General features: G+C 38.2%; 10 protein-coding genes. All 10 read left to right on the forward strand.

Going from position 1 to position 13,160, the window contains the following annotated elements; translation table 11 throughout:
- Positions 1–516: 516 nt before the first annotated feature.
- The 10 genes from WMO28_RS15690 to WMO28_RS15735 all read left to right on the forward strand — a co-directional run bounded on the left by WMO28_RS15690 (position 517) and on the right by WMO28_RS15735 (position 12,911).
- Positions 517–639 carry a hypothetical protein gene (locus tag WMO28_RS15690; protein WP_279231193.1) on the forward strand — a complete coding sequence of 41 codons (123 nt, stop codon included), beginning with the start codon at positions 517–519 and terminating at the stop codon, positions 637–639.
- A gap of 28 nt (positions 640–667) precedes the next feature.
- On the forward strand, positions 668–1,609 hold the full coding sequence (locus WMO28_RS15695; protein WP_349057591.1) for an HNH endonuclease: 942 nt from the start codon (positions 668–670) through the stop codon (positions 1,607–1,609).
- Positions 1,606–4,542, forward strand: a complete 2,937-nt coding sequence (locus tag WMO28_RS15700; protein WP_349057592.1) for a fucose pyrophosphorylase domain-containing protein — start codon at positions 1,606–1,608, stop codon at positions 4,540–4,542. Before WMO28_RS15695 ends, WMO28_RS15700 begins: the two co-directional genes overlap by 4 nt.
- A gap of 13 nt (positions 4,543–4,555) precedes the next feature.
- Complete coding sequence (locus tag WMO28_RS15705) at positions 4,556–5,581, forward strand: hypothetical protein (protein WP_349057593.1); 1,026 nt, start codon at positions 4,556–4,558, stop codon at positions 5,579–5,581.
- 154 nt (positions 5,582–5,735) lie between these two features.
- The gene (locus tag WMO28_RS15710) at positions 5,736–6,047 is read left to right on the forward strand and encodes a transposase (protein WP_349057594.1); all 312 of its coding nucleotides are present in this window, start codon (positions 5,736–5,738) and stop codon (positions 6,045–6,047) included.
- Positions 6,048–6,078: 31 nt separating this feature from the next.
- A complete protein-coding gene (locus WMO28_RS15715) occupies positions 6,079–6,402 on the forward strand; it encodes a hypothetical protein (protein ID WP_349057595.1) in 324 nt (107 codons plus the stop codon).
- A 76-nt stretch (positions 6,403–6,478) separates the two neighbouring features.
- The gene (locus WMO28_RS15720) at positions 6,479–8,077 is read left to right on the forward strand and encodes an AAA family ATPase (RefSeq protein ID WP_349057596.1); all 1,599 of its coding nucleotides are present in this window, start codon (positions 6,479–6,481) and stop codon (positions 8,075–8,077) included.
- A gap of 80 nt (positions 8,078–8,157) precedes the next feature.
- Positions 8,158–9,021, forward strand: coding sequence for a hypothetical protein (locus tag WMO28_RS15725; RefSeq protein ID WP_349057597.1), 864 nt, complete (start codon positions 8,158–8,160; stop codon positions 9,019–9,021).
- Positions 9,011–9,574 (forward strand): hypothetical protein, encoded by a 564-nt coding sequence (locus WMO28_RS15730; protein WP_144095906.1) that lies wholly within the window; start codon positions 9,011–9,013, stop codon positions 9,572–9,574. Before WMO28_RS15725 ends, WMO28_RS15730 begins: the two co-directional genes overlap by 11 nt.
- The gene (locus WMO28_RS15735) at positions 9,555–12,911 is read left to right on the forward strand and encodes an HD domain-containing protein (protein WP_349057598.1); all 3,357 of its coding nucleotides are present in this window, start codon (positions 9,555–9,557) and stop codon (positions 12,909–12,911) included. Before WMO28_RS15730 ends, WMO28_RS15735 begins: the two co-directional genes overlap by 20 nt.
- Positions 12,912–13,160: the final 249 nt, after the last annotated feature.

Here is a 13,160-nt window from a genome sequence, read left to right on the forward strand (position 1 = left end):
GAATATTACGGTGCGGCACCGTAATATTCAAGTCCAGCTAATAAATGTCAATAGAAAATGAAAAAAATATTTTCTTTAAAAAAGGGCAGACTTTTCCCTTGGTGAAATATCGTTCTTTTGAAAGATATTGATTCGTTGGTTTTACATTGTTTTATGCAGCTATGTCGCATTTGGCAGCATTGTATTGTTGGATATGCTCCTGTGGAGTAATGATTTCAAATGGTTTGTTATCTCTGAGGATTGCAAATATCATGTTGCATGCATTGTATGAGTGATGCGTATTTGGCAGATGAACTGGAACAAGAATACAGTGGCGGTGTAAGAAGATATTTGTAATGTATGGTATAGTATTAGTAAAAGTGGTAGGATTCTGTATATTTAAAAGAAAAAATTTCTTTAAAGTTCATATAAAAATTCTGATTTTCCAGCTATTCGAGGAAAAAGTTTAATATCGGTGGGTAGTCTTTCATATACATGTTATGTTTTATCTAGTGACTTAATTAGTGAAACACCAACTTGAGTGGAATGGTTTTCGGTGTTCCCCACTGTGGAGCGAGAGGAAGCAATAATATCAGTGGGTATGACAAGATGAAGAATATCTGGAAGGAAATGAAGAAACGGATCGTTGGCAATTATTGAAAAGCAATACAGAAGTGGGTGATGATAAATGAAATCTTTAGATATGCAACAGGAATCTCCCCATGAGAGATGTATATTTTGTGGGAAAAGTAAAGAAGAATTTGACAAGGATAATGATTGGTCAGAGGAACATATTATTCCGAACGCTCTTGGAAATGAATCACTGAAGATATATAATGTCTGCAAAAAATGTAATAGTGGATTGGGAACATATGTTGACAATTATTTTGTTAATCATATGTTTCTTAAAATCATAAGAGAGAATCTTGGATTAAAAGGGCAAAACGGAAAAATTCCTAATGCTTTTAGAGAGGGAAAAGATAAAGACGGAAATCGTATCAGAGTAGATGAGAATTATCAACCGACAATTGTTCCACGCATTGAGCGCCATGGAAATACTGAGAGAATTGTAGCATCTTCCAAAGCGGAAATTAAAAAAATGCTTCAGAAAAAATTGATCAGAATGGATAAATCTGAGCAGGAGATAACGGATATTCTGAATAAAGTTGACCAAACGAAAAGTCTTTTTTCACAACCGGAAATTCATTATGATATAACGATAGAGTTTCATCGCTTTTTTTTGGAAGCATTAAAAATTGCTTTTGAATATGCAATATATAAATTTGGAAGCGACTATTTAAAAGACAGCCGAGCTATAGAAATTCAGCAGTATCTTAAGAATGCTATTGATGGAAAAATGAAAAAAGAATGTGTGGGACTTTCAGGAGTTTCATTTATTCAGGACGAAGTACTAAAGGAAGCATTGAAAAAGATAAAGTGGAATTGTCATATGATTATGATACATCCAGATTCCGAAAACAAATTGATAGTGAAAGTAATTCTGTTTATGGAAGCTGCATTATCATTTTCTGTTCTGATTTCCAATGATGCAAGTCAATTTTATAATTCTTCAAAAGATGAATTAGTTGATATTATAGAGATTAAACAAAACACGAAAGGAAAACCATGAAAAACTTATATTCATTATTTTTATCCCAGGCCTATCAGGATTGTTGGGATGACTACAACAGATCATTGAAACTTCGAAATTTTCCAAAATGGGATTACGTAATTCTGACTGCTTCAAATGAACAGCAGGCGGAGGGCTTTCGCAAGCAGATTGATGAAAGAAAGAAATTTTTGCCGGCAGGTACGAAATTTGTTGCAATTCCTGATCGTGGCGGTAAGAGAGTTGGTTCCGGTGGCGCGACTCTGGAAGTGCTTAAATATCTTCATGAACAGGAAGAGGATTTTGAAGGGCTTCGTGTGCTGGTGATCCATTCCGGTGGAGACAGCAAGCGTGTTCCGCAGTATTCTGCCCTGGGCAAGCTTTTTTCGCCGGTTCCACATAAACTTCCGAATGGACGTAACTCTACATTGTTTGATGAGTTTATGATCAGCATGAGTTCTGTTCCGTCCAGGATTCGTGAGGGTATGGTTTTGCTGTCGGGAGATGTTTTGCTGTTGTTTAATCCGCTTCAAATTGATTATAGCAATGTGGGTGCAGCGGCGATTTCTTTTAAAGAGAATGTGGAGACAGGTAAGAATCACGGCGTGTATCTGAATGGTGAAAACGGTAACGTGAAGTGCTGTCTTCAGAAGAAGTCTGTGGAAGTGTTACGTGAAGTCGGAGCTGTCAATGAATCGGACTGTGTGGATATTGATACGGGTGCTCTGATCTTCAGCACGGATATGATGGGATCGCTGTATTCTCTGATTGCCACTGAGGAAGATTATGACAGGCATGTAAATGAAAAGACGAGACTTTCGCTTTATGCGGATTTTCTGTATCCGCTGGCTGAGGATTCTACGCTTGAGGATTTTTATCAGGAAAAACCGGAAGGTGAATTCTGCGAGGAACTGACGGAAGCGAGGGAGCGTGTCTGGAAAGTATTGCGGCCGTACCGCATGAAGCTTCTTCGTCTGTCGCCTGCGAAATTTATCCATTTTGGTACTACCAGAGAGATTCTGGCGTTGATGAGTGGCGGAGTGAATGAATACAGTGATCTTGGATGGAGCCGTCTGGTGGGCAGCAGTATCCGAAATAATGCAGCGGGATATAACAGTGTTCTGAGCAGCAAGGCTTCTGTCGGAAGTGACTGCTATCTGGAAGTTTCCTATGTTCATAGAAATTCAAAAATAGGTGACCGTTGTGTGCTTTCTTACATAGACATCCAGGACCGGATCATTCCGGACGGAGTTGTGCTGCATGGGCTGAAGCAGAGGGATGGAAGGTTCATTGTGCGTATTTTCGGAGTGAATGATAATCCGAAAGAGAACCTGCTGTTTGGCAGAGATCTGGATGAGCTTGAGCGGAATTTTGATGTGAAATTCTGGGAGGACCAGCCACACACATTATGGTCGGCAAATCTGTATGCGGAGGCAGATACGATTCAGGAAGCGGTAGATGCTTCTCTGGAGTTATATGCTGCTGTAACCGGTGAGAAGGTTTTTGACAAGGATTCCTGGAATGCTGTTTCTCACAAATCGCTTTGTGCAGGTTTTAATGATGCGGATCCGGATGCGATCATTGCATGGAACAGGCGTATGGAAGATCTTGTGGCTATGGATGAGATCGCAAAGGCTATTCATAATCAGGTTCCGGTGGATCAGATCGGAAAGAGACATTCTCTGACCAAGATCCAGAAAGAATGGGTCAGAAAGCGGCTTAAAAAAGCGGATTTCAGTGAAAAAATGCGTCTTCATTATTACCTGGGCATGGTTCTGGATGATGAAAATGAGATTCAGAAGTGTTTCCAGACAATCCAGAGTGAAGTTCTGGAATCTACGATAAAGAATCTGGTTTATAACGAGAAGGCCAGGATCGTGAGTGAGCGTCATACCGTGAAACTTCCTCTGCGTGTGAACTGGGGTGGCGGCTGGAGTGATACTCCTCCGTATTGTAATGAAAACGGTGGTACGGTACTGAATGTTGCGATTCTTCTGAATGGTGAAAAACCGGTGGAAGTTACACTGGAGCGGATTGATGATCTGAAAGTGATTTTTGACAGCAGGGATATGGATGTTCACGGTGAGTTTGATACGATCGAACCGTTACAGATGACGGGTGATCCGTTTGATCCGTTTGCATTGCAGAAGGCGTGTCTTCTGGCCTGCGGAATCATTCCGAGGGAAGGGCATGAGCTGTCTGAGATACTGAAGCGTCTTGGTGGTGGTTTTGTAATGCACTCTGAGGTGACGAATGTGCCAAAAGGTTCCGGACTTGGTACTTCATCGATTCTTTCTGCGGCCTGTGTGAAAGCGGTATTTGAGTTTATGGGCATTGCATATACGGAGGAGGATCTGTATTCGCATGTGCTGGCTATGGAGCAGATTATGTCTACCGGTGGCGGATGGCAGGATCAGGTGGGAGGTATTACACCGGGTCTGAAATATATTACTTCTATGCCGGGGCTGGAGCAGAAGATCAAAGTGACGCATGTGGAGATTCCGGAGGAGACGAAGCGGGAACTGGATGAAAGATTTGTTCTTATTTATACCGGGCAGAGGCGTCTTGCAAGAAATCTTCTCAGAGATGTGGTTGGCCATTACGTGGGAAATGAACCGGACAGCCTTTTTGCACTGGAGGAGATTCAGAAGACAGCTGCGCTGATGCGTTTTGAGCTGGAACGTGGTAATGTGGATGGTTTTGCGAAGCTTCTGGATTATCACTGGGAGCTGAGCAAGAAGGTTGATGCAGGAAGCAGTAATACTCTGATCGAGCAGATTTTCAGCAGTATTGAAGATCTGATTGACGGTAAACTTGTCTGTGGCGCCGGTGGAGGTGGTTTCCTCCAGGTGATTCTGAAGAAGGGTGTTTCGAAACAGGAAGTGGAAGAGCATCTGAATAATGTATTTATGGATAGTTTAGTTGGTGTGGCGGATTGCAGGCTTGTGTGGTAGGGGTGTAGCGTTTGTGTCTATGATGAATGATAATTTGAATTTAGGTACTAATTTAGGCGCTTTAATACGTGCAAGCAGTTTTTCTCCTTTTTCAGAGACAGGTGCACAGATAGCGGCTTATTCTTCAACATCACTGGCTCAGAAACTTATGGAATTGGAGAATACTCCTGCAGTCAGTGCGATACAGAGCTCGTTGGGAAGATATGATGATATTCTTAAGCCTGTACATATGGGAAATGTGAGTGCAATAGAAAGTATGATGAGTGCTGTTGACCCATTGGCGGGATATGAAGATGGCATATTACAACGGACAAAAGATGCGATGAAACCATATTCGTCCATGATATCGGAAGTGTTACAGGATTCAGGAATATCTTCGTTTTCGGCGGCATGCGAGAGATATTCACGAATGATGGAACCGATACAGGAATCCATGCGTGGAATTGATATGGAAATGTTGGGAAGGGCTGCAGACAGAGTCCTGAAAATGTCGAAAGACATGGATATAGATGCTGTTTCTGAATCAATTGCCCTGGAGTATGAAAGAGAACAAATTTCAGAAGAAAACAGTGCGAAAATAAATGTGCAGTCATCGTTTAAGCGTTCTGAGACATCTGTGACAAAGCGAAGAACAATTGATGTGAAAGAAATCAGGGAATGGTTAAATACAATATTTGGATTTCTTTCTTTTATTATAGCAATTACTTCTACGCAACCGTTGACAACAAATATCTATAATAATTATACGCAGCAGGTGAATAACTATTATGTTAATGTTTGGGGAGCTGATGCGTCTGAGCTGAATATGGAAAATTATCGAATTGTAAATCGGAATGTGGTTGTACGGATGAAACATGACTGTCATTCGGTAATTGTAGATTATCTGGAAGAAGGACAGGTTATCCGGATCACAGGCAAATACAGAAAATGGCGTCAGATTGTCTGGAAGGATAGCGAGGACGAGTTGCATATGGGATGGATTCAGAATTACAAACTGGCGAAATTTAAAAAAACGTTTCCGAGAGGAAAACGGGTGTGAAAAACTACCTGGTGTTGAGCAAACACCAGGTAAAAAAATAAGTGGAACTTTAATAAGTTAATTCGATAGAATATATACTGGTTGGGTATTGCCATTACTATAGGCAGAAATAACGTAAACGTTAAATCACTTGCCTAGCTTAATCTGCACATTTGTGGGATATTCTAAAAAACACGAAAAAACTAGCTGGTTTTTTAGGAAGATAAGCGGGGATACTGTTATAAGACTGCTTTTGAGAAAGTATGAAGTTCTTTCCGGACCAGAGGTGGGCGATGTGATCGGCGTGGATGATTTTGCATATAAAAAACGACATACATATGGAACTATTATCGTAAACGAAGAAAATCATGAACCAATTGCGTTGTTAGATGGAAGAAATGGAGATACACTAAGAGATTGGCTTAGGAATAATAAACATATAAAAGGGAAACCCAAAATCACCGGGGAGATATTGTCAGGAAAATAGAGGAATAAAAAAGTTATTGCAGGATGCTGAGGTGAATCATTGTCTTAGCTTTGAACAGGTAAGCGATGAAGTAATTGATTATTATAAGATAACACCTGGAAATTTTGATACAATTTCCAATTGCAAATATGATGTTCCAAGTTATCTTGATATAGGAAAACTTTACAGTATTATGATAGAAGACTGTGCGGAAACGGGAAAAGAAGTACAGGAATTAATGAAGATTTTTTCTTCTTTTATCAGCGATGAAATATCAAATTTTAATTCGGATTTGTATTATCAGAATCCGGATTATTCCAGACGGGGTTGTGATGCATGGACTGAAGCAGAATTATTGATTGAGAAACAAAGATAAATTAGTTATAATGAAAATGAAACATTCTATAGGATTTATATATAATGAGATCAGCAGAAAAACGGGGTGATGGTATATGGGCAGATTTGTAAATCCTGATAACTATGCGTTTCAAAAAGCGGTAAATTCTGAAATATATGTGGATAAGACAGGCCTGTTAGACTATACCAACAAAGTGGTTGATACAAAACAGGCTTTTATATGCAATAGCAGACCGAGACGTTTTGGAAAGTCAACGACGGCTGATATGTTAGCTGCTTATTACAGCAAGGGGTGTAATTCAGAATGCCTGTTTAAGAATCTGGATGTTGGCAGGGCAGAGAATTTCCATAAATATTTGAATAAATATGATGTTATACATTTTGATCTGCAATGGTTTATTGATCCGTATGGAAAAATTGACGGACTTATTAAAAATATTCAGGACATTATCGTAGGGGAGCTGCGTGAGGAATATTCTGATGTTTTAGAAGCGAATGTGACAGGGCTTCCGGATGCAATGTCTGTTATAAATGAAAAATTGGGTAATCGTTTTGTTGTGATCATTGATGAATGGGATATCCTGATACGTGATGAAGCACAGAATCAGAAGATCCAGGAAGAGTATATAGGATTTCTTCGCAGGATGTTTAAAGGAACGGAACCTACAAAATATATAGCCTTGGCATTTTTGACGGGTATTCTTCCAATCAAGAAGTTAAAAACGCAGTCGGCCCTTAATAATTTTTCTGAATTTACGATGCTGGATTCCAGGATTTTTGCGGAATATACAGGCTTTACTGAGAAAGAAGTGCACAGTCTTTGCGAAAAGTATGGCAGAGATTTTCAGAAGGTAAAGAGATGGTATGATGGTTATTTGCTGGAAAAATATCAGGTTTATAACCCCAAAGCTGTAGTAGAAGTTCTTACATGGAATAAGTATCAGAGTTATTGGTCGGAAACCGGTTCATATGAGTCAGTTGTTCCTCTTATCAATATGGATTTTGATGGATTGAAGGCGGCAATTATTGAGATGCTTTCCGGCGATTCAATAGAAATAGATGTGACGACTTTTCAGAATGATATGGTTCATTTTTCGTGCAGGGATGATGTACTGTCATATCTGATACATTTTGGTTATCTTGCATATGATCAGGATCATCAGAGGGCGTTTGTTCCAAATGAGGAAATACGTCAGGAATTATCCAGAGCGGTAAGAAGAAAAAAATGGAATGAAATGCTTGAGTTTTCCAGAGCTTCGGAAGAATTACTGGAAGCTACGCTGGATTTGGATACCAGAGCTGTTGCGGAGAAAATTGAAAAAATTCATGAGAAATATGTTTCTGTTATTCAATATAACAATGAAAATTCTCTTAGTAGTGTACTTACGATTGCTTATTTGAGTACCATGCAGTATTATTTCAGACCTGTGCGGGAACTGCCAACAGGACGTGGATTTGCAAATTTTGTTTATATTCCAAAGCCGGAATATAAAAATGATTATCCGGCATTGATTGTGGAGCTAAAATGGAATCAGAACGCACAGACAGCGTTGCAGCAGATCAGGGAAAAACAGTATCCGGATTCTATTTTGGATTATACAGGGGATGTTCTTCTGGTTGGAATCAATTATAATAAAAAGACGAAAAGCCATGATTGTGTGATTGAGGAATTAGAGAAAAACAAAAGATCGTGAGATTATATGATAGATGTGGATTATTGGGGCAGCAAGCATTAAGGCAAGATAAAAAACATCATGAACTTTGAGGAAAAATTATGAGAAAGAAAAATGAGATAGATCTGCTGCGATTTTATGGTGGGGATATTCGTGAAAAGACAGAAGAAGGAATCATGATAGTAAGTGGTGACGTGATGGCAGATGAACTGTGGGGAGATGCGGAAGCTTACCGGACGTTGAATGCACTGCTTTTTGACGGATATGAGAATGAAAAAGAACGTATCTATAAGGAAGGCCACAGGCTTAATCCTGCATTTATTGAAAGAATAGAGGAGACACTGAAGATTTACAGAGATGTATTTTCTTTGATGTGCAGGAAAAATCGGGTTGAAGAACCTGTGCGGGTGAAACGTGTTGACCGGAAGGCTTCTCTGTATGCCTATGAGAACGGATATACTGGTTCATTTGTTTCGTGTACAAAAGGGAATTATCAGGATGATTTTTCGAACAAGAATCAGGTGATTCTTCTGGAAGTAGATATTCTGCCGGGAATTCCCTATGCGGATTTTCAGAAGATTGTAACATCTTCAGAATATTCTAATTATGATGAAAAAGAAATTTTGTTGCCTCCATTTTTGCCACTGGAGATAAAACAGGTATCTTTAAATAAAAAAGAAACGAAAATGCTGCGTGATATGAATGGAAATGCACCGGTCGGAAAATATTTTTTAAAGCTAGGTAAATTTCCAGATTACAGACAGGAGATTAGAGCGTCTAAGGAAGAACTGAAAGAGAGAGTACAAAAGGGCAGTATGTTGGCTGCATCAGAACTTCAGAAAATGAATAATGGACAGTGGGAGGAAGATTATAGCAAGTATGTAGGATGGAAACAAGATCTTCATGCTTACTTGAAACTTGTGTATTCTGACATATGCTATGGAGAAAAGACGGATGGACAATAACGGGGAAATTCGGGGAACCTGGAAGGGATACAAAGAACTGTGGGAGAGTCTTGGCAGCACAAATGAGGAAAAAATAAGTACCCAGCAAAAAATCAGTAATGGAATTAAGGCTTTTTCAGATTATATGAGCCATGCCGATTCAGCGTACTATTATAACAAGACCTATTTGCCCAAGTTCACAGATGAATTCTGGGAATTTCTGCGATATTTTGCGGAAAAATATCCTTATGTAGAAATTTTGTTTACGAAAGTGGGCGGTAAAAGGAATCTTACTCTGAAGATCGACAGATACTGGCAGGTTGAGACAGAAACAGACTGGAGACAAGAGAAAATCAGCTGTCTGGAAAATATAAAGAGAGTATGCAGTGATGAAATGTTTATAGAGTGCAGCGTTTTATGTAATATGCAGCGATATGTTTACAGTGAAAAAATAAATATAAAAAACATGTCCCGGGAGAAATTTGAAGAGAGTATAGGACAGTTTTTGGAATTCCTGAAAAAGTATTTTCCAGATAAAACCGGGGAGGATGAGGATGGAAAAATTAGCATATAGAGAATATCTTTTATCGGATGAAAATATATATCATGCGATTTATTCGATGGAGTCTTATGTATTTGACTACAACCTTCTGGATATAGGTGATAAAATTCGCTATCATCGTCTGAAAGATAAATTTTCGGAAAAATGTATGGACGCAACAATAAAGAAGGTACGTGAAAGGATAGAAAAGCTCCTGGATGAAGGTGAATACATCAGCGCAAAGGTCTATTTCAGACCGAAAAAAATCGAGGATGGGGGTAAAATTGTTTTTCGCCCACTGCATACAACGGATTTGATCACTCAGATTGCGATTGTGTCCATGCTTCATCTTTTTATTTATGACAGAACTGAGGATGGTCGGCTGATTCTGTCAAATCTGAGCAGACTGATACCTGCAAATTTTTTTGGAAATCGTGTATCGACAGATCCCGCGTATTTATTTAAACCCTGGAAAAATCAGTATCAGACTTATAATCAGAAAGCGAATGATGCGCTGAAAAAATATCATACATCGTTGGAATATAAATATGAAGTGTCTCTTGATCTGGAAAATTTCTTTCCGACAATTGATCCGATGGTTGTATATGATTATATAATGAGACATTTACCAACATATCTGAACAAGGATGATAGAGTACTGTTAAAAAAAATGTTGCATAAGCTGGTTTTTTGCAGACTGGAGACAGAGCTGAGCAGAGATATGCAGGAAGAATATTGTAAAATATCAAAACACAGAAGCACAGGTGTTTCATATGAAAAGGATACTTGTGGATATGTACGGGGAATTCCACAGGGACTTCCACAGTCTTATTTTCTGGGAAATATTTATATGCTGATCATTTATGAAATCCTTAAAAAAGATTTTCCCGGAGTTGCATATTTTTATGTAGATGATTCTGTGATTTTTACAAATGAGATATCCGAGGAAGGAGATGCATTTACTGAAAAACTGAAACACATTAATGCTGAAATACGAAATACAGAAGAATTTTACAGAGACAAAAATTCAGATCTGTGCTATCCGGAAAATACAGAGGAATTTTATAAAAGCTCACTCTATGGCGTTGGCTTGCATCTGGAGGGAAAAAGCAATTATGTGCGTCTGGACACACTGGATGAAAGTGATCTTTATCTGAAATGTATCAGCAGGGAGGTTTCACAAGGTGGCAATGATTTTTTCAGGATGTATTCAGATGAAGAAAACCGGAATCTGGAGAAGAAATTTGAAAGACTTGCCAGGCAGGTAAGTGCGCGTTGGAAAACGCTGGAAAAAGAGAAGAATTCCGAAGAGGCTGAAAAAAGAAAAGAAAACCTTCAAAAGATTCAGGATAAACTAAACAGGTATTACAAATTTTTTGAATATAGACGAATGAGACTGGCGGTAATGCACGAACCGGAGTCAATGGAAGAAGAATATAAAAAGCAAAAAGAAGAATTGAGAAGTATTATATTCGGGAAAAATGGACTGAAAAATTTGCAAAGATTCAGAAACAAGAAGAAATTTTCTGATTCTGATAGAATTGCTATTTTACAAGAATTTATGGGGCAGTACCGGAATAATATATGGGATGCAGCAGTAGGAATGTACAGACAGATTGCAGATGAAAAAGAAAACAGGGAATTACGGGGATATATTCTGCTGATCGATAGGCTTTGTATGGGAGAAACGGATAAGAACTGTTCTTATATGAAACAGGTATATAAAGAACTGCTTTCCGAAGAGTGGAATACAGGCTTATCAGAACGCTATCTGAGACTGAATTATAATGATCCTTACAAAAGCCTGAAGGAATATGCAGCTTTCAGACTACAAAAATATGCAAATAAGCATTACCGGGTTGCAGAAGAATTCTGTCTGAAAATGGAAGAAAAATCTACAGAAGAGATTTTTGCGGAACTTCTTCCGAAATCCATGACAAATAAAATGAAAATTGTCTCTGCTAATACAGAACAGATTATTCGTATGGTGATGAATACAATATATTCATATCTGTTTACTGTGGAAATTTCGGATAATCCAGTGGTTGCCAAGTACAGTAGGAAAACGTTAAGCTATGGAGAACTGAGAATTTTGCTTTTTCTCAGAAACCGACATTTCCGGATGGAGAATTTCAGAAATCGCAAAATTTCGCTGAAAGATCCGGAAAATGCAGCAGATATAGATTATACGGTTATGAAAGTCGTGGAAATTTTTTATTCTTTTGTGAAAGATCCGGTTCGGATAGATAATCTGATATTGACACACAAATATACCTGTGATGTCTGGAAAAATGGATCCAAGCATTTATATTTTTATACGCTTCATAACCAGGAACATGCGATTGTGCTGATACAAAATATTGTAAAATTGATCCATGCGATTGACTTTATCAAGGTATCAGCAATTGATTTTTATATTTTGTTTCAGGCCTGTTATCTGCATGACATTTCTATGGTGAAAATTCCTTCCAGAGATGGATTTCTGGTAAATATGGATGAGGCAGATCAGCTTGCATATAAATTTTACGGAAAAGAATGTGAATCACAGGAAAAAGAACCGGATATTTTGAAGATAAAGAAATTTATGCTGGACAGCTATAAACTTTTGGATGAATATTTTGAAGGAATTGTCCGGGATAGACATGCAGCCGACAGTGCAGCTGAGATCAGAAAGCCGTTTGAGATGAGTTATATGGAACCGTGTGACAGAGAATTTATTGCGGAAGTAGCAGAATCTCATTATGCGGATGAGAGAGATATTTATGGTTCAAGATCAGTTGCTTCTAAGCAGTTAATAAGTTTGAAATTTGATAAAATCCTCCTACGTCTTGCAGATGTTTTGGACATGAGTAGTTACAGAATTTCCAAACCGATTCTTAACCATAATATCGATCAGATGTCAACAGAGTCTGCATTTCACTGGATTTCACATCTTTTGACGGAAGATTACACGATTGAGACGGAATATGAAACAGAAAAAGAAGATTTACTGACTCCGAAGTCCGTTACGGAAAAACTGATTTTTGTGATAAAAGTAAATATGGCACAGATGTCGGGCTGTGAAATTCAAAATAAGTGCAAAAACATCGGAATCGACAGGAATTCTATGAATAAAAATGAATTGCATCTGACTGCAGGAAAGGAATGTGACGGAGGAAAGGAGCATACATGTAATTTTTTGTGCCAATGGTTTTGTGTGAAAAATAACTATATGATCAGAGAATTTGCCGCATTAAAAGAATACCTGAATCAAAATCCGAATAATTATTTCAAATGCGAGATTGAGATAAAAATTCAATGTGATAATAAATCAATTGATGAGAAGAAATTTGAAATTCTGAAAAACTATCTGAAAAAGAAAAACAGTTGATGTGAAAAATTATTGGAGATACTTGTAAGAAGAAGACTGATTGATGGTAAATTTGTATACGGATGATTACCTACTTACTTTTATTTGGATATTTAGGAAGATAAGCGGGAATCCTCAGTAATTCAATTGCCGAGATGAAAGTGAAACTGTGCATATCTGCACATGATAAGTGAATATATTTCCTTTTTCACTAAAAAATCTAAAAAAATGCTGTATCCAGTTTTATTAAAAAAGAAAATATGTTCGGCA

The sequence above is a fragment of the Blautia aquisgranensis genome (assembly GCF_040096615.1).
Classification (GTDB): Bacteria; Bacillota; Clostridia; order Lachnospirales; family Lachnospiraceae; genus Blautia_A; species Blautia_A aquisgranensis.

Bases quoted from the DNA above. Each gene is read 5' to 3' on its own strand.
- WMO28_RS15720 (WP_349057596.1), top strand. From the start codon at position 6,479: ATGGGCAGATTTGTAAATCCTGATAACTATGCGTTTCAAAAAGCGGTA.
- WMO28_RS15700 (WP_349057592.1), top strand. From the start codon at position 1,606: ATGAAAAACTTATATTCATTATTTTTATCCCAGGCCTATCAGGATTGT.
- WMO28_RS15695 (WP_349057591.1), top strand. From the start codon at position 668: ATGAAATCTTTAGATATGCAACAGGAATCTCCCCATGAGAGATGTATA.
- WMO28_RS15735 (WP_349057598.1), top strand. From the start codon at position 9,555: ATGGAAAAATTAGCATATAGAGAATATCTTTTATCGGATGAAAATATA.
- WMO28_RS15730 (WP_144095906.1), top strand. From the start codon at position 9,011: ATGGACAATAACGGGGAAATTCGGGGAACCTGGAAGGGATACAAAGAA.
- WMO28_RS15725 (WP_349057597.1), top strand. From the start codon at position 8,158: ATGAGAAAGAAAAATGAGATAGATCTGCTGCGATTTTATGGTGGGGAT.